At 69.1% G+C, this 21,857-nt stretch carries 20 protein-coding genes; 17 read left to right on the top strand and 3 right to left on the bottom strand.

Annotated elements, in window-relative coordinates:
- Positions 1 to 35: 35 nt before the first annotated feature.
- Positions 36 to 950 (top strand): aldo/keto reductase, encoded by a 915-nt coding sequence (locus tag SOM10_RS07130; protein ID WP_320489192.1) that lies wholly within the window; start codon positions 36 to 38, stop codon positions 948 to 950.
- Here SOM10_RS07130 and SOM10_RS07125 read toward each other — a convergent pair.
- Complete coding sequence (locus SOM10_RS07125) at positions 941 to 1,480, bottom strand: 2'-5' RNA ligase family protein (protein ID WP_320489191.1); 540 nt, start codon at positions 1,478 to 1,480, stop codon at positions 941 to 943. The two genes, SOM10_RS07130 and SOM10_RS07125, sit on opposite strands and share 10 nt — an antisense overlap.
- Positions 1,481 to 1,484: 4 nt before the next feature.
- Positions 1,485 to 2,705, bottom strand: a complete 1,221-nt coding sequence (locus SOM10_RS07120) for an ROK family protein (protein ID WP_320489190.1) — start codon at positions 2,703 to 2,705, stop codon at positions 1,485 to 1,487.
- A gap of 101 nt (positions 2,706 to 2,806) precedes the next feature.
- Between SOM10_RS07120 and SOM10_RS07115 the strand changes: the two genes are divergently transcribed.
- From SOM10_RS07115 to SOM10_RS07060, 12 genes are all read left to right on the top strand, one after another.
- Complete coding sequence (locus tag SOM10_RS07115; RefSeq protein WP_083569407.1) at positions 2,807 to 4,150, top strand: ABC transporter substrate-binding protein; 1,344 nt, start codon at positions 2,807 to 2,809, stop codon at positions 4,148 to 4,150.
- Entirely contained in the window at positions 4,147 to 5,148 is a 1,002-nt protein-coding gene (locus SOM10_RS07110) for a carbohydrate ABC transporter permease (RefSeq protein WP_230100920.1), read from the top strand. Before SOM10_RS07115 ends, SOM10_RS07110 begins: the two co-directional genes overlap by 4 nt.
- A complete protein-coding gene (locus SOM10_RS07105; RefSeq protein WP_053098134.1) occupies positions 5,148 to 6,026 on the top strand; it encodes a carbohydrate ABC transporter permease in 879 nt (292 codons plus the stop codon). Before SOM10_RS07110 ends, SOM10_RS07105 begins: the two co-directional genes overlap by 1 nt.
- Before the next feature lie 45 nt (positions 6,027 to 6,071).
- Positions 6,072 to 7,751, top strand: coding sequence for a glycoside hydrolase family 13 protein (locus tag SOM10_RS07100; protein WP_320489187.1), 1,680 nt, complete (start codon positions 6,072 to 6,074; stop codon positions 7,749 to 7,751).
- Positions 7,752 to 7,903: 152 nt separating this feature from the next.
- Positions 7,904 to 8,899: a metal ABC transporter solute-binding protein, Zn/Mn family gene (locus tag SOM10_RS07095; protein ID WP_320489185.1), complete on the top strand. Its 996-nt coding sequence runs from the start codon at positions 7,904 to 7,906 to the stop codon at positions 8,897 to 8,899.
- Positions 8,896 to 9,750 carry a metal ABC transporter ATP-binding protein gene (locus SOM10_RS07090; protein WP_056275410.1) on the top strand — a complete coding sequence of 285 codons (855 nt, stop codon included), beginning with the start codon at positions 8,896 to 8,898 and terminating at the stop codon, positions 9,748 to 9,750. The genes SOM10_RS07095 and SOM10_RS07090 overlap by 4 nt, the downstream gene beginning before the upstream one ends.
- Positions 9,747 to 10,625: a metal ABC transporter permease gene (locus tag SOM10_RS07085; RefSeq protein WP_187249213.1), complete on the top strand. Its 879-nt coding sequence runs from the start codon at positions 9,747 to 9,749 to the stop codon at positions 10,623 to 10,625. Before SOM10_RS07090 ends, SOM10_RS07085 begins: the two co-directional genes overlap by 4 nt.
- Before the next feature lie 44 nt (positions 10,626 to 10,669).
- The gene (locus tag SOM10_RS07080; RefSeq protein ID WP_042540517.1) at positions 10,670 to 11,086 is read left to right on the top strand and encodes a Fur family transcriptional regulator; all 417 of its coding nucleotides are present in this window, start codon (positions 10,670 to 10,672) and stop codon (positions 11,084 to 11,086) included.
- Positions 11,087 to 11,109: 23 nt separating this feature from the next.
- Entirely contained in the window at positions 11,110 to 12,117 is a 1,008-nt protein-coding gene (locus tag SOM10_RS07075) for a permease (RefSeq protein ID WP_414683575.1), read from the top strand.
- Positions 12,110 to 12,901, top strand: a complete 792-nt coding sequence (locus tag SOM10_RS07070) for a TIGR03943 family putative permease subunit (protein ID WP_232224497.1) — start codon at positions 12,110 to 12,112, stop codon at positions 12,899 to 12,901. The genes SOM10_RS07075 and SOM10_RS07070 overlap by 8 nt, the downstream gene beginning before the upstream one ends.
- Positions 12,891 to 14,759, top strand: a complete 1,869-nt coding sequence (locus SOM10_RS07065) for an Ig-like domain-containing protein (protein WP_320489180.1) — start codon at positions 12,891 to 12,893, stop codon at positions 14,757 to 14,759. Before SOM10_RS07070 ends, SOM10_RS07065 begins: the two co-directional genes overlap by 11 nt.
- A gap of 4 nt (positions 14,760 to 14,763) precedes the next feature.
- The gene (locus SOM10_RS07060) at positions 14,764 to 15,492 is read left to right on the top strand and encodes a DNA-3-methyladenine glycosylase (protein WP_320489178.1); all 729 of its coding nucleotides are present in this window, start codon (positions 14,764 to 14,766) and stop codon (positions 15,490 to 15,492) included.
- Here SOM10_RS07060 and SOM10_RS07055 read toward each other — a convergent pair.
- Complete coding sequence (locus SOM10_RS07055) at positions 15,432 to 16,442, bottom strand: LacI family DNA-binding transcriptional regulator (RefSeq protein WP_320489176.1); 1,011 nt, start codon at positions 16,440 to 16,442, stop codon at positions 15,432 to 15,434. The genes SOM10_RS07060 and SOM10_RS07055 overlap by 61 nt on opposite strands.
- 140 nt (positions 16,443 to 16,582) lie before the next feature.
- On the opposite strand from SOM10_RS07055, the gene SOM10_RS07050 reads away from it, so the two are divergent.
- The 4 genes from SOM10_RS07050 to SOM10_RS07035 all read left to right on the top strand — a co-directional run bounded on the left by SOM10_RS07050 (position 16,583) and on the right by SOM10_RS07035 (position 21,840).
- Positions 16,583 to 18,592 (top strand): beta-galactosidase, encoded by a 2,010-nt coding sequence (locus SOM10_RS07050; RefSeq protein WP_320489174.1) that lies wholly within the window; start codon positions 16,583 to 16,585, stop codon positions 18,590 to 18,592.
- Positions 18,589 to 19,518, top strand: a complete 930-nt coding sequence (locus tag SOM10_RS07045; RefSeq protein ID WP_053098126.1) for a carbohydrate ABC transporter permease — start codon at positions 18,589 to 18,591, stop codon at positions 19,516 to 19,518. Before SOM10_RS07050 ends, SOM10_RS07045 begins: the two co-directional genes overlap by 4 nt.
- Positions 19,515 to 20,420 carry a carbohydrate ABC transporter permease gene (locus tag SOM10_RS07040; protein ID WP_372984668.1) on the top strand — a complete coding sequence of 302 codons (906 nt, stop codon included), beginning with the start codon at positions 19,515 to 19,517 and terminating at the stop codon, positions 20,418 to 20,420. The genes SOM10_RS07045 and SOM10_RS07040 overlap by 4 nt, the downstream gene beginning before the upstream one ends.
- Before the next feature lie 88 nt (positions 20,421 to 20,508).
- Positions 20,509 to 21,840 (top strand): ABC transporter substrate-binding protein, encoded by a 1,332-nt coding sequence (locus SOM10_RS07035; RefSeq protein ID WP_056275394.1) that lies wholly within the window; start codon positions 20,509 to 20,511, stop codon positions 21,838 to 21,840.
- Positions 21,841 to 21,857: the final 17 nt, after the last annotated feature.

The following is a 21,857-nucleotide window of genomic DNA, read 5'->3' as shown; positions in this document are numbered from 1 at the left end:
GTGATGACCGCCCCGACAGAACGGACTCCCCGCGGATGAGGATCGAACCGACTGCCATCACTCTCGGAACCTCCGGCCTCGGCCGGCATTCGGAGCCGGGATCCGCCGAGGAGAGAGCGGCCGTCGATGTCGCCATCGACCTGCTCACGAGCCGGCACGGGTTCGTGGACACGTCGAACAACTACTCGGCCGGTCGATCCGAAGCCGTCATCGGCGTCGCGCTGCGCGAGCTGGGGATGGACGGTTCGCGAGTCATCTCGAAGGTGGATCAGGACCCTGAGACGGGCGTGTTCGACCGAGACCGCGTCCTCCGCTCGTTCGAGGAGACGACCGCGCGGCTCGGGGTCGACCGGCTTCCGCTGTTGCACCTGCACGACCCGTACTCGGTGTCGTTCGAGGACACGATCTCGATCGGGGGCGCGGTGCAGGGGCTCATCGAACTGCGGAGCGCCGGCGTGGTGGACGCGATCGGTGTGGCGGCGGCTCCGGTCCCGCTGATGGCGAAGTACGTCGAGACGGGGGTGTTCGACGCCGTGCTGATCCACAACCGATTCACGCTCGTGGATCACTCGGCTGAGAGTGTGTTCGCCGACGCGAAGGCGCGCGGTATGGCCGTGTTCAACGCCGCGCCGTTCGGTTCGGGACTGCTCGTCAAGGGCCCGCATTCCGGTGCGCAGTACGCCTATCGGCCGGCCGGCGAGGAGCTGCTGGAGTGGACCGAGCGGTTGCAGCACGTCTGCGCCGACCATGGAACGTCGATGGCTGCCGCAGCCCTGCACTACTCGCTGCGGTCCCCGCTGGTCGACTCCACAGTCGTCGGGGTGTTGAGACCGCATCGTCGTGAGCAGCTCGACGAGCTGGAGCAGGCGGAGGTCCCGGAGGGGCTGTGGGGCGCCATCGAGAGCCTGGGGCCAGCGCCTTCCCCGGTGGACGACAGCGACTACGCCTGACGCAGCTCCGTGAGAGCAGTGATCTGCGCGGTGCCGGGGTCCCAGTGCCGCACGCTGCGCGCGTGAGCGTGGATGTCGCCGCCGACGAGATCCAGCGCGTCCGCCAGATCGGTGACCCTCAACCGGCGGGCGAGGGCGACGTGCGGCATCCACTCGCCCGGCGCGGTATGCGGGGCATCGTCACCCGACCCCACGGCGGAGAGGATCGCCTCGCGGAGGTGGATCAACTCCGCACGGGGAACGATGCTCCGCGCCAGCACACGGCGATCTCCGGAGCCGAAGAGCAGGGGGGCGCCGAGCGTGATCGGGAACGACGTGATGCCGGCGAAGGCATCTGGGCCGGGCGATGACAGGTCGACGCGTGCGACCAGCGTGATGTGAGGGCGGTTGCTCGCCGACGTGTGCCCCGCGAGGCTCGACAGGCCGCGCGCCGCGAGAGCATCCCATTCGGCCCGGACCGCGGCCTCGGCCTCTGCGTCGAGGAGCAGTTCGATCGATGACGGGGAGCGCTGCGGCTCTGGTTCTCGCACGACGTCAGCTCACCGCGCTGAGCCGCCGCTCCGCGAGCAGCGGCACGGCCACCTCGCGCGCCGCCCTGCGCGCGGTCGTGACGGCGCCGATCGAGACGACCTCGGCGCCCAGCGTCGAGGCGAGGATCTCGGGTGCCGGCAGGTGCAGCTGGGCCGGCAGCACCTCGCGCGCAGCCGTGAGAACGGGGGCGATGCTCTCGGCCACCGCCCCGCACACGATCACGCGGGACGGGTCGTACATGCTGCCGAGCACGCCGACCACACGGGCGAGCGTCGCGCCGACGCGGGAGGTGGCCAGGAGCGCATCGGCATCGCCGGCTGCCGCCGCCGTCAGCACGGCGCGGGGGTCGATGCGGTCCTCGCGTGCGAGCCGCCCGATCGGGGATTCGAAGGAGATCTCGCCGCTCTCGACCGCCGCCCGCACCTGATCCTGCAGGGCGTAGCGCAGACCGAAAGCCGAGCCGACGCCGATGATGTGGTCGAACACGACACCCTCGCCGACTCCACCGTGAGCGCCGTGCAGCACGTGGCCGTCGACCACGACGCCGCCGCCGAAGCGTTCGCTCGCGAGCAGGGCGACGTAGTCACGGCATCCGATGGCTGCGCCGGCCGAGCCCTCGGCGATCGCGGCGAGCTGTGCGTCGTTCTTGATCTCCACGACGGGGGCCCAGTCGGCGAGCGCCTCGGCGAGACCGGGGTTCGTGCGCTCCCAGAAGCCCTCGGGATGCGGCGGAGAGATGCCCGCCCGGTTGACGGGCGCGGCGACGCCGACGCAGATCGCGAGCACCGCCTCGCGCGAGACCTCGGCCTCGGCGAGCGCGTGCTGCATCTGGTCGAGGATCGTGGCGCGGCGTGCCGCCGCGGTCTGCGTCGGGTCGAGGTCGGTGCGGTGGTGCACGAGAGTGTGGTCGGTGGGGTCGGCGACGGTCACCGCGAGGTGGGTGTCTCCGGCATCCACCCCGATGACGACGCCCAGGTCGGATGCCAGCACGAAACGTCGCGCCGGGCGTCCTGCGCGGTAGCTTCCGGCGGCGCGGGCGTTGGGCAGCTCGCGCAGCACCCCGGCGTCGACGAGGGTGTCGATCCCGTCGATCGCTGTCGAACGGGTCAGCGAGGTGCTCGCCATCGCCTCGGTCGCGGTGAACTCCCCGGCCGCCCAGGCGAAGTCGAGGATGGCGCCGACGCTGGCTCGTCCGGTGCCGAGACCTGCGGAGACTTCTGTCACGGGCCTTGACCTCACTCTCGTCCAGATGAGAGAGTACCGTTCATCGAAGTAAATTCGCTCACTAGATTTAGTCTGCGGATCTACAGGACGAAAGGACGACGGTGTCTGTGAAACCCCCACGCCCGGCGCAGCTGGTGGCCGGTGCGGCCGCGCTCGCCCTGGTCGGAGCGGCTCTGACCGGCTGCTCGACGGCCGGCGGAACCGAGACCATCCGCTTCACGTTCAGCAAACGCGAGGCGATCGAGTTCATGACAGAGCTCGTCGCCGAGTACAACTCCTCGCAGGACAAGGTGCGCGTCGAGATCGACACCTCGGGTGTCGACGTCGTGTCGGCGAGCTTCGTGCGCGGCAACCCGCCGGACATCATGCTGGCCAACTACAACTACGAGATCGCCCGGTTCGTGCAGCGCTGCGCGCTCACGGATCTCTCCGACACCGAGGCCGCCTCGACCATCCGCGACGACCTGCAGCCGCTCATGGAGCAGTACGGCTCGTGCGAGGGGCGCACGAGCGCGCTGCCGTACTCGGTGATGGGCGCGTCGGTCATCTACAACAAGCAGATCTTCGACGAGCAGGGCCTCGAGGTCCCGCAGACGTGGGACGAGCTGCTCGCGGTGTGCGACCAGCTGAAGCAGGCGGGAATCGACCCCTTCTATGCCACCTTCAAGGACGACTGGACCGTCGCGCAGGGCTGGTACGACTACACCGCCGGCGGCTCGGTCGACGTGATCGACTTCTTCGACACTCTCGCGGAGGAGGGCACCGAGGTCGGTCCCGACTCCGAGGTGTCGTTCGAGAAGGACTTCGCCGAGCCCATGGACCGCATGATGACCCTCGCGACCGAGTACACCAACGCGGATGCCGCGAGCCGCGGATACGGCGACGGCAATCTCGCATTCGGCAAGGGCGAGGCGGCGATGTACCTGCAGGGGCCGTGGGCGTTCAGCGAGATCGAGAAGACGGCTCCCGACCTCGACCTCGGCACCTTCCCGCTGCCGATGACCGACGATCCCGCCGACCTCGGCGTGCGCGTCAACATGGACCTCGCGGCGATGATCCCCGAGGGGTCGCAGCACCAGGAGGCAGCAGGTGACTTCCTCGAGTACCTGTTCCAGCCCGAGAACATCGAGGCCTACAACGCGTCGCAGCTCGGGTTCACCCCGACGAAGGACGCACCGGCCCCGGACGACCCTCGGATCGAGGGAATGATCGAGTACTACGACAACGGCCAGATCTATCAGGGACCCTCGGTGCTCGTGCCCCGAACCCTGCCGGTCTTCAACTACGCGCAGGCGATGGTGCTGGGCGCGTCCCCGACCTCCACGTTGCGCACCATGGATGCCGACTGGGCGAGGATCGCGTTCCGCGCTCCCATCCCGTCGACCCAGGACAACGCCTCCGGTGAGGACTCAGCATCCGGCGAGACAGAGGAGTCCACGCCATGACGAACACCGCTCTGCCCAACCCGGCAGCCCCCAACCCCTCGTCGTCGAGGCCGACGGCGGGCACGATCACGAAGCCCAACACCCCCACGACCGACACCACGGCGATCATCACGGGAGGCACCCGCAAGCTCGGTCGCCGCACCCGCAAGGTCGAGCCGATCTACTACCTGTTCCTGCTGCCGACGCTGGTCATCTTCACGCTCGCGATCACCGTGCCCGGCATCATGGGCATCTTCTTCAGCTTCACCGACTCGATCGGCATCGGCGAGTGGAGCTTCAACGGGCTGACCAACTACATCGCGATGTTCAGCGACCCGGCCATCCTGCAGAGCTACCTGTTCACGTTCGGTTTCTCGATCGCCACGGTGATCGTCGTCAACGTGATCGCGTTCCTGCTGGCGGTCGGGCTGACCTCCCGCATCCGGTTCAAGACGGGGCTGCGCACGATCTTCGTGATCCCCATGGTGATCTCGGGCATCATCATCGCCTACGTCTTCAACTTCCTGTTCTCGAACTCGATCCCTGCCGCGGGCGCCGCCACCGGCATCCCGTGGCTCTCGACCAGTCTGCTCGCGAATCCCGATCTCGCGTGGGTGGCTATCGTCATCGTCACCGCGTGGCAGGCGGTTCCGGGCACACTGCTCATCTACATCGCCGGCCTGCTCTCGGTGCCGGGCGAGGTCTACGAGGCAGCCAGCATCGACGGAGCGAACAAGAGGCAGCAGCTCTTCCGCATCACGCTTCCGCTCGTCGCGGGGTACGTGGTGATCAACGTCATCCTGGGCTTCAAGGGCTTCCTCAACGCCTACGACATCATCGTCGGCCTCACCAACGGCGGTCCCGGCACCGCCACCCGCAGCGTCGCGATGACGATCATCGCGGGCTTCAACGGCGGCGACTACGCCTACCAGATGGCCAACGCGACGATCTTCTTCATCGTCGCCGTGCTCATCTCCCTGCTGCAGCTCTCGCTGACCCGCGGAAGGAACGCACTCTGATGTCGACGCAGACACTCACCACCATCCCCACCTCGGGCAAGAAGCCGCGCGTCCGCATGGAGCGTGTCAACTGGTCGGGCACGATCATCCTGATCCTGTGTGCCGTCACCGTGCTGCTGCCGCTGTACGTCACGATCTCGATGGCGTTCAAGACCACGGGTCAGGCGGTCGACGGCAACGCGTTCTCGCTGCCGGCGCCCTTCAGCATCGACGGGTTCGTCGAGGCCTGGAATCTCACGAAGTTCCCGGTCGGCGCGGGGATCTCGCTGCTGGTCACGGCCGGCACCGTGATCGCGACGATCGTGCTCGCGGCCTTCGCGTCGTACGCGATCGTCCGCAACTGGGACCACCGCCTGTTCCGCTGGTCGTTCTTCTATCTGCTCGCCGCGATGTTCATCCCGTTCCCCGTGGTGGCGCTGCCGCAGATCCAGCTGACCGGCTGGGTGGGACTCGACAACCCGTTCGGCGTGATCATCCTCGCGACGATGTTCCAGCTGAGCTTCAGCGTGCTGCTGTTCACCGCGTTCCTGCGGTCGATCCCGATCGAGCTCGAAGAGAGCGCCCGCATCGACGGCGCCACCACCTGGCAGACGTTCTGGCAGCTGATCTTCCCGCTGCTGGCGCCGATGAGCGCGACGGTCGGCATCTTCGCCTTCCTCTACGCCTGGAACGACTTCATGATGCCGTCGCTGATCATCTCCGATCCCGCGCTGCAGACGCTGCCGGTGCGGCAGAACCTCTTCCAGACCCAGTTCAGCAACAACTACAACGTGTCGTTCGCCTCGTACCTCATGGCGATGGCCCCGGCGATCCTGGCCTACCTGTTCACGCAGCGCTTCGTCATGGAGGGCGTCACACAGGGCGCCGTCAAGGGCTGACACGTCGCACACCCCGGACCGCAACACGAAGGAGCAACACCCCTCATGACCGATGCGCTTCTCACCGAGACCCGCGACGACACGACGGCCGCATGGTGGCGCCAGGCCGCCGTCTACCAGATCTACCCCCGCAGCTTCGCCGATGCGAACGGCGACGGCCTCGGTGACATCCCTGGCATCGTCTCGCGGGCCGACTACCTGCGCGACCTCGGCATCGACGCCGTGTGGCTCAGCCCGTTCTATCCGTCGGCCCTGGCAGACGGGGGCTACGACGTGGCCGACTACCGCGACGTCGATCCGCGCCTGGGCACGCTCGACGACTTCGACGACATGGTCGCGGCGCTGCACGAGCGCGGCATCCGCGTCGTGGTCGACATCGTACCGAACCATTCGTCCGACCTGCACGAGTGGTTCCAGGAGGCGCTCGCCGCAGGCCGCGGCTCGGCGGCCCGCGAGCGGTACATCTTCCGCGAGGGATCCGGTCCCGACGGCGCGGAGCCGCCGACCGACTGGACCGCCGCGTTCGGCGGATCGGCGTGGGAGCGGGTCGATGACGGCCAGTGGTACCTGCACAGCTTCGCCCCCGAGCAGCCCGACTTCAACTGGGACCACCCGGAGGTGCGCGAGGACTTCCTGACGACGCTGCGCTTCTGGTCGGACCGCGGGGTCGACGGCTTCCGCATCGATGTCGCCCACATGCTGACGAAGGATCTGACCGAGCCGCTGCCCAGCACCGCCGATCTCGAGTTGCTCCCGCACGACGGCAACCATCCGCTGCACGACCGCGACGACGTGCACGAGATCTACGCCGAGTGGCGCCGGGTCTTCAACGAGTACGACCCGCCCCGCACCGCCGTGGCCGAAGCCTGGGTCAGCACTCCCGAGCGCCGCGCACGGTATGCCTCGGCCGAGGGGCTCGGGCAGGCGTTCAACTTCGACCTGCTGGTCGCCGACTTCGACGCGACGCAGTTCCGCACGATCATCACCGACAACCTCGCGCAGTCTGAGGCCACCGGGTCGTCGACGACGTGGGTGCTGTCGAACCATGACGTCACCCGCCACGCGACGCGCTACGGTCTCGCGCCGCTCGAGGGGCGCACCGGAGTGAAGCAAGGGGTCGAGTGGGTCGCGGCCGGCGGGCCGGAGGATCAGCTCGATCGCGAGGCGGGTCTTCGCCGAGCGCACGCTGCGACGCTGCTGCTGCTCGGCCTCCCCGGCAGCACCTACCTGTATCAGGGCGAGGAGCTCGGCCTCCACGAGGTCGCCGACGTCGCGCCCGAGCAGCGTCAGGACCCGGCGTTCTTCCGTGGTGCCGTCTTCGACGGACTGGGACGGGACGGATGCCGCGTGCCGCTGCCCTGGACCGCATCCGGACCGTCGTTCGGCTTCGGATCCGCCGAGGCGCACCTGCCGCAGCCCGCGTGGTTCGCCGAGTCCGCGGTCGATGTCGAGGCCGCCGATCCGTCGTCGACGCTCTCGCTCTACCGGGAGGCGCTGCGGCTGCGGCACGAGCTGCGGGCCGAGGAGAGCCTGGAATGGATCGAGACCGGCCGGCCCGATGTGCTGCGCTTCGCTCGCCCGAACGGCTGGCAGATCGTGACGAACTTCGGCACCGAGCCGTTCGACCTCGGAGCGGATGCCGCCGATGTCGTCCTCGGCACGGTGGTCGACGGGGCGGTCCCGGCGGACTCGACCGTGTGGATCGCGCCGGGTCTCATCGGCTGACCGGTTTGATCGCAGGACGAAAGCACGGATGCAGGGCGAGAACACGGTTTCTCGTCATGCATCCGTGCGACGACCCTGCAATCGATCGTGAAGCGTGCCACCCCAGCCCACCGATTTGATAATGGTTCTCATTAGCGTTTAGAGTGGGGGACATGAAGAAGCCGTTCGTCGCCCTCGCCCTCGCATCCGTCGCCGCACTCTCGCTGGCCGGATGCTCGACCACCCCCGCTGCGGGAGAGGGCGGCGACGGCGGAGCGGTGACGGTCGTCGCGAGCACCAATGTCTACGGTTCGCTCGCCGAGCAGATCGGCGGCGACCGCGTCGACGTGACCTCGATCATCACCTCGGCCACGCAGGACCCGCACTCGTACGAGGCCTCGGCCCGTGACCGCCTGACGGTGCAGAAGGCCGACCTCGTGATCGAGAACGGCGGCGGCTACGACGGCTTCATCGACACCCTGCTGCAGGATGCCCAGGACCCGCACATCGTCAGCGCCGTCGAGTTCTCGCACGATTTCCCGGGCAACGAGGGTCACTCCGATGAGGAGGGCGCGACCGAGGAAGAGCACGATCACGACCACGCCGAGGGTGAAGAGGGGCATGAGGGCCACAATCACATCGAGGGCTTCAACGAGCACGTCTGGTTCGACCCGCACACGATGATCCACGTGGTCGAGGCGATCGCCGATGAGCTTGCCGCGATCGACCCCGACGGCGAGGCGGAGTTCACCGCCAACGCCGAGGACATCGTCGCCGACCTCGAGGGCTTCGAAGTCGACCTCGAGACCCTCAAGACGGATGCCGCCGGCGCCGATGTGATCATCACCGAGCCGCTGCCCGGCTACATCGCCACCGCCGCCGGACTCACCGATGTGACCCCCGAGGGATTCGCGGAGTCGGTCGAGGAGGGCAGCGATGTCGCCCCCGCGACCCTGCTCGAGACCCTGAACGTCGTCGACAGCGGCGACGTGGCAGCCGTGCTCACCAATGCGCAGACCGGCGGGGCCGAGACGCAGCGCGTCGAGGATGCCGCGACCGCCGCCGGCATCCCTCTCGTCGCGTTCACGGAGCTGCTGCCCGAAGGATCGTCGTACTCTGAGTGGATGAGTGACGCGATCCAGAGCCTCGCCGACGCGCTCCAGTCGTGAGCGCCGCCGCCGACGCGCGGGCAGGAGCCGAGAAGTCGAACCCCGTGCTCGAGGTGCGGGGAGCCGCCCTCCAGCGCGGTGACCGGGAACTGTGGTCGGGCCTCGACCTGACCGTCGAGCCCGGGGAGTTCATCGCCGTGCTCGGACCGTCTGGTTCGGGCAAGACCACGCTGCTGCGCAGCATCCTGGGCCTGCAGCCGCTGTCGGCCGGCGAGATCTCGGTCGCCGGCGGGCCGGTGCGCAAGGGCAACCCGCGCATCGGATACATCCCGCAGCAGCGCTCGCTGGCTCCCGACACGAGCATGCGAGCCCGCGATCTCGTGGCGCTCGGCGTGCAGGGCAGCCGCTTCGGCTTCCCGATCCCGCACCGCGGCGACAAGGCCAAGGTCGATCAGTTGCTCGCCTCGGTCGGAGCCGCGCACTACGCCGACCGCCGGGTCGGCCTCCTGTCGGGCGGTGAGCAGCAGCGACTGCGCGTCGGTCAGGCGCTCGCCGACGAACCCGCCCTGCTTCTGTGCGACGAGCCGCTGTCGAACCTCGATCTCGCGAACCAGGTCGCCATCACCGACATCATCGACCGCCAGCGTCGTGATCGCCGCGCCGCCGTGCTGTTCGTCACCCACGACATCAACCCGATCCTCGGCCGCGTCGATCGCATCCTCTACATCGCCGGCGGTCGCTTCGTGCTCGGCACCCCCGAAGAGGTGCTGCAGACCCGAGTGCTCACCGAGCTCTACGGCACCCCGGTGTTCGTGCTGCGCGCCGGCGACCGACTCGTCGTCGTCGGGGTGCCGGATGCCGAGCCCCACCACCTGCACGACCACGACCACGACCACGGAGGTGCCGCATGACCGTCATCACCGGCATCGTGCCTGCGGTCGACTGGAGTGACGTGTTCTCGTTCCAGGACTACGGCGAGCTCGTCGCCCTGCTCGCGAACTCGATCATCGCGGGTGCGGTGCTCGGCATCGTCGGCGGACTGATCGGCGTCTTCGTGATGCAGCGCGACCTCGCGTTCGCGGTGCACGGCGTCAGCGAGCTCTCGTTCGCGGGTGCCGCCGCAGCGCTGCTCTTCGGGGGCAGCGTGGTCGTCGGATCCCTCGGCGGTGCGCTCGTGGCGGCGATCCTGATCGGCGTCCTGGGGGCCAAGGCCCGAGATCGCAATTCGATCGTCGGGGTGCTCATGCCGTTCGGCCTCGGCCTCGGCATCCTCTTCCTGTCGCTCTACGACGGGCGCAGCGCCAACCGCTTCAGTCTGCTGACCGGACAGATCGTCTCGGTCTCGAGCCCCGACCTCGGGTGGCTGCTCGGCATCAGCATCGTCGTGCTGCTCGGGCTGCTGCTCATGTGGAACCCGCTGCGCTTCGACTCGCTCGACCCCGAGTCGGCCGCGGCCCGCGGTGTGCCGACCCGCGCGGTGAGCCTGCTCTTCATGGTGCTGCTCGGTCTGATCGTCGCGGTCAGCGTGCACATCATCGGCGCCCTGCTCGTGATGGCGCTGCTCGTGACTCCCGCGGCGGCCGCCATGCGCGTCTCGGCCGGGCCGGTCGCGGTGCCTCTGCTCGCGGCGCTCTTCGGGTTCGTGTCGGCCGTCGGCGGCATCCTGCTCGCCCTCGCGGGCACGCTGCCGGTGAGTCCGTACATCACGACCCTGTCGTTCACGATCTACGTCGTGTGCTGGATCATCCAGCGCGCCCGAGGCGGCGTGCGCCGCGTGCGGGCCTGACGTTCCCAGGGCCCGGCAAGGGCGGCGCGCCTAGAATCGTGGGTATGGCTCAGCGGAACACCTGGCAGCGCGATCGCGTGCGCGAAGCCCTCGCCGACGCGCGAGGATTCGTCAGCGCGCAGAATCTGCATGCCTCGCTCCGCGACGACAACACCGGCATCGGCCTCGCCACGGTCTATCGGGCCCTGGCCGGACTCGCCGCAGCCGGCGACGCCGACTCGCTGCAGAGCCCCGAAGGCGAGGCGCTATACCGCGCCTGCACGACGCAGGGCCACCACCACCACCTGATCTGTCGCAACTGCGGACTCACGGTCGAGATCGAGGCGACCGACGTCGAGCAGTGGGCGCACCGCACCGCGGCCCTCCACGGCTTCACGGATGCCGCGCACGTGGTCGACATCTTCGGGCTGTGCGCCTCCTGCACCAACAAGCGGGACGCCGAAGAGGCAGCGAACGCGTGACCACCCAGGCCGCTCCACGGACGGTGCACTCGCACCGGCCCTCCCGACCGCCGCGCTCGCCGTGGATCGGGGTCGGCCTCGGCGCCGCGATCGTGCTCGCGCTCTTCCTGATCGACCGGTTCCTTCCGTCGCTCTTCACCGCGAGCCTGCCCAGCAGGGCTCAGGACGGACTGACCCTCGCCCTGAGCGTGCTCATCGAGGCGCTGCCGTTCGTGATCCTCGGCGTGCTGCTGTCGATCGTCGTCCAGGTGTGGCTGCCCGCCGACGTCATCCACCGCTGGCTGCCGAAGCGCGCATGGGCCCGGCGTGCGGTGCTGTCGCTGCTCGGCATGCTCATCCCGGTGTGCGAGTGCGGCAACGTGCCCTTCGCCCGCGGTCTCATGATGCGCGGGCTCGCACCGGCCGAGGCGCTGACGTTCCTGATCGCCGCCCCGATCGTGAACCCGATCGTGATCCTGACCACGCACGCGGCATTCGGCTTCGATGACGGCATCCTGGTGGCCCGTCTCATCGGCGGTTACCTGATCGCCAACCTCATCGGCTGGATCTACAGCCGCCACCCCTCGCCCGACTCGCTGCTCACCCAGCGGTTCATCGACACCTGCGACCGCGTCACGCACGAGCACGGCACACCGGTGCGCCGCAGCCTCACGCAGTTCCTCGTCGAGCTGCGCGCCGTGATGCCCGCGCTCGTGATCGGATCGGCGCTCGCCGGAGCGGTGCAGGTGCTGATCCCGCGCGAGGTGCTGCTGGCGATCGGCTCGAACCCGGTGCTGTCCATCCTGGCGATGATGGCCCTCGCGATGACCGTCGCGATCTGCTCGAACGTCGACGCCTTCTTCGCCCTGTCGTTCGCCTCCACCTTCTCGTCGGGCGCGCTCGTGGCGTTCCTGCTCGTCGGCCCGCTCGTCGACGTGAAGATGCTCGCTCTCATGCGCACGACCTTCACCACCCGCACCCTCGTCGGGATCGTCGGCGTGGTGCTGTTCGCCGCCTTCGCGATCGGGATCGGGGTGAACGTCCTTGTCTGATCACGCGCACCCCACGCAGGCGCGCTCGCGCGCCCGTGCCCTGGGCACCCGCTGGCTCGGCATCGGTCTCGCCACGGTGATCTCGGTCGTCACGCTCGGACTCGGCCTGACCGGTCGCCTGAATCTCTACATCAGCCCCGAGTCGGTGTGGTTCGCCTGCGCCGCGGCCGTCGTGACTCTTGCCGGAGCGATCTGGTCGTGCACCCTGCCGCTCGGCGAAGAAGGCGACCACGGACACGATCACGGACACGGCACGGATGCGGATGCCGAGCCGTCGCCTCGCCGCAGCCTCGCCCTCGTGGGCACGGTCACCGGAGGTGTCGTCGCCTCGGGTGTCGTCATCGCAGCGCTCGTGCTGCCGCCCGCATCGCTGTCGGTCGAGCTGGCGATGTCGCGGGTCGGAGAGCAGACCGCGCTGTTCGCCGGGGCCGACGATGTGACCCTCGGGGTCGCCGACACCGCGACCTTCGGGGTGGGCGACTGGGCGAGCGTGTTCGCGACGGCGACCAACACCGCCGCCTACGACGGCAAGACGGTCACGCTGACCGGCTTCGTCACCCCCACGGATGCCGACGGCGTCAACCTCACGCGCCTCGTCATCACGCACTGCGTGATCGACGCGCAGCCGGCGACGCTGCCGGTGACGATCGATGCGGGAGAGTTCGACACCGGCCAGTGGGTCGAGGTCGAAGGCACGGTCAAGGCGGATGCCGACGGCTCGCTGCACGTCGAGCCCACCACCGTCACCGCGATCGACGAGCCTCAGGACCCGTATGAGTACTGACGACGAGCGCCCCGACCTCCCGGCGGTGCCGCGCACGCGCGCCGAGCTGCGCGCCGCCCGCGAGGCGGAAGTGGCCGCTGCTGCCGCGGATTCCCCGTCGCCGTCGGTGAGCGACGCCGGCGCAGCCGAACCCACCGCCGAATCGCCGGACGAGGGCGGCGGGGCAGAGCGAGCCGGAACGTCTCCTGCGACCGACACGCCTGTCGTCTCGCCTGCGGCTCGCGGGGCTCGCGGGGCCGGCGGCGAACGGCCGACGCGTTCGACCTTCGTCCCGCCTGATGCGGAGTCCACGACGTCGTTCGCGGCTCACTCCACGACCGACTACGCGCCCCCGGCGCCGGTGCAGCCGAAGGCCGAGAAGAAGCCGAAGGCCGAGAAGAAGCCCAAGCCGGCGAAGGCCGCCAAGCCCGCAAAGGCCGCCAGGCCCGAGAAGCCCGCCAAGCCGGAGAAGCCCGCGAAGCCCGCGAAGCCCGAGAAGTCCGACACCCCGAGCGACCGCCGGTTCCTGCTGGCGCTCGGCGCTGTGCTCGGCATCCTCGTGCTGGTGGGGGCGGGACTCGGCGTCGTCAGCCTCACCCAGGGACCCCGCATCACCGAGGTGCAGGTCGACCCGACCGAGGCCATCGAGACCTCCGGCAGCCGGGTCATCCTCACCGCGAACCAGTCCCTCGCCGCGATCGACGAATCGCAGGTGACGGTCGATCCCGCCGTGCCCTTCACCCTCGACGCCGCGGGCCGCGGCATCGGCATCCGCTTCACCGTGCCGCTCGACGATGACACCGAGTACACGGTGAAGGTCGCCGATGCGGTCGGCGCCGGAGGCGGCCCGAGCGCCACGCTGTCGACGAGCTTCTCGACTCCGGCATCCCACATCTTCCTGCTGCGCCGAGACCCCGACGGGAACGACCAGATCTTCCGCACCGACCTGTCGGGTGAGAAGGCACAGCCCGTGTTCGCGGCCGACAAGATCAACGACTTCCGCGCGACGTCGTCGCAGCTCGTGGTCTCGGTCGAGGAGGACGAGGGCTCGAAGCTGCTCGTGATGGACCGCGACGGGACGGATCAGCGCGAGCTCGAGCTGCCCGGTGTCGGATACGTCGGGGCGATCCAGGTCTCCGACCGCGGGGGTCTGGTCGGCTACAGCTACTCCGACAAGGAGCTCAGCGATACGGAGGGGCGCGCCAGCGTGCTTGTCACCCAATCGCTGAGCGGCGACGACGAACCGGTGGTGACAGAGGTCGGGGGCAAGGAGGCGAACATCTTCGTCTGGCAGTTCGTGCCGGACAGCTCCGCCGTGCTCTTCATCGACTTCGACGGTGCGCTCTCGCTGGTCGACCGCTCGACCGATGCGGGAGTGCAGTCCCTCGGACTCGCGACGACCATTCAGGGCATCTCGCGGGGCACGTACACGGCGATCGTCGAGCGACTCGACGGCACGGTGGTCGAGCTGAACCTCGCTGACGGGTCGGAGGTGCCGCTCGAAGCATCGACTCCCGACTACGGCACCGCGATCACGATCACGCCGTACCCCGGCGGCACCCTCCGCCACGTGGTGTCGCGCGACGAGAACGGTCTGCCCGTCGGTCAGGCGGTCATCCGGGTCAACGACGAGGGCGCGGCGACACCGCTCGTCGAGGTCGATTCGACCGACTCGATCCTGCAGGCCTGCGCGTCGCCCAGCGGTCAGTACGCCGCGGTCGTCATAGCGCCGGAGCTCGCCGACAACCCCTACGACCAGATGCTGCTGCCGCTGCCCGAGAACCTCGAGACGCACCTGCTCGACCTGCGCACGGGTGACGAGATCGTGGCGCTCACCGGCTTCGACGCCTCGTGGTGCCAGACGGCCCCCCAGTTCTGAGCCCATGCCGACGGATGCCCTGCACCGAGCGACCCGCGCCGAGCTGAGCGGGCTGCCGGTCGAGGTCGCTCCGCTGCTGCTCGGCGGCGAGCTGCGCACCGTCGTGGCCGGCTCCGAGGTGCGACTCCGACTCACCGAGGTCGAGGCCTATCACGGGCAGGGCACGGGACCGGCGGCCGACCCCGGGTCGCACGCGCGCATGGGGCGCACCGCACGCAACGCGACGATGTGGGGCGAGCCGGGGCACCTGTACGTCTATCTGAGTCACGGCATCCACTCGTGCGTGAACGTCGTCTCGGGCCCCGAGGGTCAGGCGGGCGGGATCCTGCTGCGTGCGGGCGAGGTGGTGCACGGGGCGGATGCCGTCGCGGTGCGCCGCCGTGCGACGCCCCCTCTGACGGCGACTGCGCTGCGCGACCTCGCGCGGGGGCCCGGTCGATTCGGCCAGTCGGCGGGCCTGCGGCATCCGATCCACGACGGCATCGACGCGATCACCGGAGCGGAGTTCGCGGGCGCCCGCGCCGAGCTGTGGCTGCGTGACGAACCGGTGACCGATGTGGCGACCGGGCCGAGGGTCGGTGTGGCCGGCATCGCCGGGACCGCGGCATTCCCCTGGCGCTTCTGGATCTCCGGCGACCCGACGGTCTCGCCGTTCCGCTGGGGGAGGGGCGCTCAGGCCGAGTCTCTCCACACCACGGGCGTCGGCAGCATGATCCCTTCGCGCGGACGCTGATCGTCGCGCAGCTGCGCGAGGACGGATGCCGCGGCCGCGGCCCCGAGACCTTCGGCAGGCTGGTCGACGGTCGAGAGCAGCGGGGTGGTGCGCGTCGCCCACGTGCTGTTGTCGAAGCCGACCACGCCGACGTCATCCGGCACACGCCGTCCCGCTTCGCGCAGCGCCCACATCGCTCCGGCGGCCACCGCGTCGGACGCGGCGAAGACTCCGTCGATGTCGGGTGCTCGGTCGAGCAGTCGCCTCATGGCGGCGGCTCCGTCGGCGTAGGAGTACAGCGGCACCTCTTCGACGAGGTCCGGATCGAAGTCGTCGCCGAGAGCGTCGGTGAATCCGGCGAGTCGATCGGTGCCCGAGTCGCGGTCGAGGGCGGCGGCGATCATGCCGACCCTCGTGCGACCGGTCGCCAGCAGACGTGAGGTGACGGCCTGCGCGGCGCCGCGGTTGTCGACGCCGACCCAGGCGGCATGGACGTCGGGTGGGTGGCCGACGTAGGCGACAGGCAGGTCGAGTCGCATCACGGCCTTGGTGATCGGATCCTGCGCTCGGGCCGAGACGATCACAGCGCCGTCGACGAACCCGCCGTTGAGGTAGCGCGCGACGCGTTCGGTGTCTCGCACCGAGTCGACCACGAGGCAGACCATCTGGTAGTCCGCCTCGGAGAGAGTCTCGTTCGTGCCGAGCATGATCGCGCCGATGTTGGGGTCTTCGAGGAACAGCGCGTGCGGCTCGTGCACGATGAACGCGATGGCCTGGGTGCGCTGTCGCACGAGGTTCTGGGCGGCGGTGTTCGGCACGTAGCCGACCTCTCGGATCGCCTCTTCGATCGCGGTGCGCGCGGCGTCCGACACGTAGCCGCCGTTGATCACGCGGCTGACGGTTCCTCTGGAGACTCCGGCGACGCGCGCGACATCGTGCACGGTGCTGCGACGACGGGCCGAAGTGCTCATGATCGACAGCCTAGCGACCCGGACTTGACGGGATTCGCCACGACATGCGACGATGTGTGCACGTTCACAGAAATCCCGATCGCTGTTTCGACGCAGCGGACTGTGCACGTGCACACATGATCCGCAAAGGAGCGTCACCGATGGCCGCCGCTGTGTCCGACCGCATCGCCACCCTCTCCGCAGGGCGCGGCCTCGTCTTCGGATGCGACTACAACCCGGAGCAGTGGGACCGCAGCGTCTGGCCCGACGACGTGCGGCTCATGCAGCAGGCCGGCGTGGGTCTCGTGGCGATCAACATCTTCGGCTGGTCGTCGATCAACCCCGCCAGGGGAGTGTGGGACTTCGCGGCGCTCGACGAGATCATCGCGCTGCTGCACGCCGCGGACATCCGCATCAACCTCGGCACCGGCACGGCCTCGCCCGCACCGTGGCTCACCGCGCAGCATCCCGAGATCCTGCCGGTCGGCGAAGACGGGACCGTCTTCCAGCAGGGCGGTCGTCAGGGGTACTGCCCGAGCTCGCCGCTCTTCCGCGCGTACGCCGCTGAGGTCGTCACCCGTGTCGTCGAACGCTACGGCGACCACCCGGCCGTCGCGCTCTGGCACGTGTCGAACGAGCTGGGCTGCCACAACGCGCTCTGCTACTGCGACACGAGCGCCGAGGCCTTCCGTGGCTGGCTGCGCGAGCGGTACGCCGACATCGACGCGCTGAACCGCGCGTGGGGCACGACATTCTGGAGCCAGCGCTACAGCGACTTCGACGACGTGCGGGTGCCCGCTCAGGCCCTCTCGCTGCGCAACCCGGGGCAGATCCTCGACTTCCAGCGCTTCAGTTCCGACGAGCAGCTCGCGCTCTACCGCGCCGAAGCGGCGATCCTGCGCGAGCGGAGCGACGTGCCGGTGACGACCAACTTCATGGTCACCGCGCACATCCGCAATCTCGACTACTGGTCGTGGGCGGGCGAGATGGATCTGATCGCCAACGACCACTACCTCGACCGTCGCCTCGACGACGCGCGGGGCGAGCTCTCGTTCGCCGCCGACCTCACCCGCGGCCTCGCCCAGGGTGCGCCGTGGCTGCTCATGGAGACCTCGACCGGGGCGGTGAACTGGCAGCCCTACAACCTCGCCAAGGCTCCCGGTGAGCTGCAGCGCAACATCGCCGCCCACATCGCGCGCGGCGCCGACGGCATCTGCTTCTTCCAGTGGCGGGCGTCGACCCAGGGCGCCGAGAAGTACCACACGGCACTCGTGCCGCACGCGGGCGAGGACTCCGACCAGTGGCGCGAGGTCGTCGCGCTCGGCGGACTCCTCGATCGCCTGGGCGAGGTCGCCGGGACGCGCGTCGTCGCCGACGCCGCACTGTTCTTCTCCTGGGAGAGCTGGTGGGCCGCCGAGAACGAGGGCCGTCCGAGCGAGGCGCTGACCTACCTCGGCCAGGTGCATGCCGCGCATGCCGCGCTGGCGGATGCCGGCGTCACCACAGACGTCGTGCGCCCCGGCGCAGACCTCGACGGCCACCGCCTGCTGATCGTCCCCGCGCTGCACCTCATCGGCGATGCGGATGCCGCGGCGATCGCCCGCGCGGTCGAGAACGGCGCGACAGCACTGATCACCTTCTTCAGCGGCATCGTCGACGAAGAAGACAGAGTGCGCACCGGCGGCTATCCCGGCGCGTTCCGCGACCTGCTCGGCATCCGCTCGGAGGAGTTCACGCCCCTGCGTCCCGACGAGACCGTCACCCTGACCGACGGCACGACCGCGACAGTGTGGAGCGAGCGCCTGAAGGCCACGGATGCCGAGGTCATCGCGTCGTTCGTCGACGGCCCCGCCGCCGGACGCCCCGCGATCACGCGGCGCGCGACGGGAGCGGGCGAGGCCTGGTTCCTCGGCACCCAGCCCGCTCGCGAGGACTACCGCGCACTGATCGCACGGCTCGCCGCATCCGCGGGTGTCGCGCCCGTCCCCGGCGCCGGACCCGACGTCGAGATCGTGCGCCGCACCGGCGATGCCGGCTCGTTCCTGTTCGTCATCAACCACGGATCCACGGATGCCGAGGTCGCGGCCGCAGGTCACGACCTCGTCACCGACGCCCCCGCCACCGGCCTGGTGCCGGCCGGTGCGGTCCGCATCATCAAGGAGGATGTATGACCACCACGCTCGCCGCTCCGGCGGTCGCCTCAGCGCCGAAGGCGCCGGGCCGCCGCCGACGGATCCCGCACAAGGGCGCCATCGCGTTCCTCATCGTGCCCTTCGGCGTGCTGTTCGCGCTGTTCTACGTCGTGCCCATCGCCTACGCGTTCTGGCAGTCCCTGCTCGTGGTCGAGCGCGACGGCACCTTCGGCAAGGCCGAGCAGGTGTTCGGCGGCTTCACGCAGTACGTGCTCGTCTTCCAGAACGAGGCCTTCTGGGCATCGATGGGGCGGATGCTGACCTTCGGCGTCGTGCAGGTGCCGGTCATGCTCGGCCTGGCCCTGCTGTTCGCGCTGCTGCTGGACTCGCCGCTCGTCCGCGGCAAGCGCTTCTTCCGCCTCGCGTTCTTCGTGCCGTATGCGGTGCCCGGTGTCATCGCCGCGATCATGTGGGGCTCGCTGTTCTCGCCCAACCTCTCGCCGTTCACCGCGATCACCAAGAACATCGACTTCCTCGGGGCAGACCTCGTGCTGTGGTCGATCGCGAACGTCGTGACGTGGGTCTACGTCGGCTACAACATGCTGATCATCTACTCGGCGCTGCTCTCGATCCCGCAGGAGCTCTACGAGGCGGCCATCCTCGACGGCGCCGGACAGTGGCGCATCGCCTGGTCGATCAAGATCCCGCTGGTGCGCCCGGCGATCGTGATGACCGCGATCTTCTCGATCATCGGCACGCTGCAGCTGCTCGCCGAACCGCAGGTCTTCCGTTCGTTCAGCTCGGCGGTCACGAGCACGTTCACCCCGAACATGACCGTCTACGCCACGGCATCCATCCCGAACACCAACCTCGCGGCCGCCTTCTCGGTCGTGCTGGCCGTGACGACGTTCGTGCTGTCGTTCGGATTCATGAAGTACATGCAGCGCAAGGAGCAGAACGCATGAGCACCATGACGATCGTCGCCCCCGGTCGGGGCTCGCGCGCACAGGCCCCGCGCGGAAAGGGTGCGCGCGAATCGGGCATCTCCCGCACCGGCGCCATGCTGATCATGGCCGTGTTCACGGTCTACTTCCTGCTGCCGCTGTGGTGGCTGCTCGTCGCGTCGAGCAAGGAGACCGGCGACATCCTGACCACCGCCCCGCTGTGGTTCGCCGACTTCCACCTGCTCGACAACATCGCCGAGCTGTTCGCCTACCGCGACGGCGTCTACCTGCGCTGGCTGCTGAACTCGGTGCTCTACGCCGCGCTCGGCGGCGCCATCGCGACCCTGCTCGCCGCCATGGCCGGCTACGCCCTCGCGAAGTACCGGTTCCCGGGCCGCGACCTGATGTTCGACATCGTGCTCGGCGGAGTGCTGGTTCCGGCCACGGCCCTCGCGCTGCCGCTGTTCCTCATCTTCAGCCAGGCGCAGCTGACCAACACGTTCTGGTCGGTGTTCCTGCCGTCGATCGTGAGTCCGTTCGGCGTCTACCTGGCGCGGATCTTCGCGGCCTCCTCCGTTCCCGACGAACTGCTCGAGGCGAGTCGGCTCGACGGCGCGGGGGAGATCCGCACGTTCTTCACGGTCAGCATCCGACTGATGACGCCCGCGCTGGTGACGATGTTCCTCTTCCAGTTCGTCGCCATCTGGAACAACTTCTTCCTGCCGATGATCATGCTGCGATCCGAAGACCTCTTCCCGGTCGTCTTCGGTCTCTACAACTGGAACAACCAGCTGAACCAGCTGCCGGAACTCCGTGGTCTCGTGCTGATCGGCGCTCTGCTGTCGGTCATCCCGCTGATCGTCACCTTCCTCCTGCTCCAGCGCTTCTGGCGCAACGGACTGGGCGCCGGCGCCCTGAAGTGAGCAGGCGGCCGCCCGGACCGACCGGACGGCCCGCACCACCGCACCATCCCTACCGCACCACCCCCATCGCATCCACGAAAGGATCGAAATGCAGCATTCGAAGATGAAGGCAGCCGCTGTCATCGCCATCTCGGCACTCGCGCTCGCCGGTTGCTCGGCGTCCGGCGGAGACAGCTCCGGCACCGGCGGCGAAGCCGCCGCGTGCACCCCGGCGGACGGCGACGTCACGCTCGAGTTCACCTCCTGGATCCCCGGCATCGAAGACGTCGTCGAGATCTGGAACGAGGCCAACCCCGAGATCCAGGTCGACGTGCAGACCGGCCCGAACGGCAACGGCGGCACGTACCAGAACTTCTTCAACCAGATCAAGGCCGGCGATGCGCCCGACCTCGGTCAGATCGAGTACGACGCGCTGCCGAACTTCCTCGTGCAGGACGGCCTCGAAGACCTCAGCGGCTGTGAGGACGTCGTCGCCGCGGAGGACCAGTTCGTCGACTGGGCCTGGGGACAGGTCACCCTCGGCACCGAGGGCGTCTACGGCGTTCCGCAGGACACCGGCCCCATGGCGCTGTTCTACCGCGCCGACCTGTTCGAGCAGAACGGCATCGCGATCCCCACCACGTGGGACGAGTACCGCGAGGCGGCCGTGAAGATCCGTGACCTCGGCGGATACATCACCAACTTCTCGCAGTCGGACATCAACCAGTTCGCCGGCTTCGCCTGGCAGGACGGCGCTCAGTGGTTCTCGAGCGACGACGAGGGCTGGACGGTGTCGCTGGCCGACGACGCGACCACCACGGTCGCCGACTTCTGGCAGAGCATGCTCGACGACGACCTCGTCGCCACGGTTCCCGCCTGGACCGACGAGTGGAACAACGCCTACAACTCCGGTCAGGTCTGGACCTGGAACTCCGCCGTCTGGGGCGCCAACTCGATCTCCAGCGGAGCCCCCGACACCGCCGGCTCCTGGGCTGTCGCACCGCTGCCGCAGTGGGAGGCCGGCGGCACCGCGGCCGGCAACTGGGGCGGGTCGTCGACCGCTGTCCTCAAGGGCAGCGAGCACGTCTACGAGGCGACGAAGTTCGCGCTGTGGCTCAACACGTCGGATGAGGCGCTGACCGCGCTCGCCGAGGCCGCCAACCTCTACCCGGCCACGACAGCCGGTCTCGAGCTGCCGGTCTACGCCGAGGGCGTCGAGTTCTACGGCGGACAGAAGATCTACGACGTCTTCGCCGACGCCGCCACCCAGGTCTCGCCCGACTTCGCGTGGGGCCCGACCATGACCCAGACCTACTCGGACGTGTCCGACGGCTTCAAGGCCGCGGTCTCGGGCAACGGCACTCTGCTCGACGCGATCGAGAAGGGCCAGACGGCGACCATCGACGCGCTCAAGGCCGCATCGATCCCCGTCACGGAGTAACACCTCTCGGAGGCCCG

It is taken from the genome of Microbacterium sp. CFBP9023, from assembly GCF_034045055.1.
Classification (GTDB): domain Bacteria; phylum Actinomycetota; class Actinomycetes; order Actinomycetales; family Microbacteriaceae; genus Microbacterium.
The sequence above is the reverse complement of the archived record's forward strand: the minus strand, read 5'-3'. Positions and strand labels throughout refer to the sequence as shown.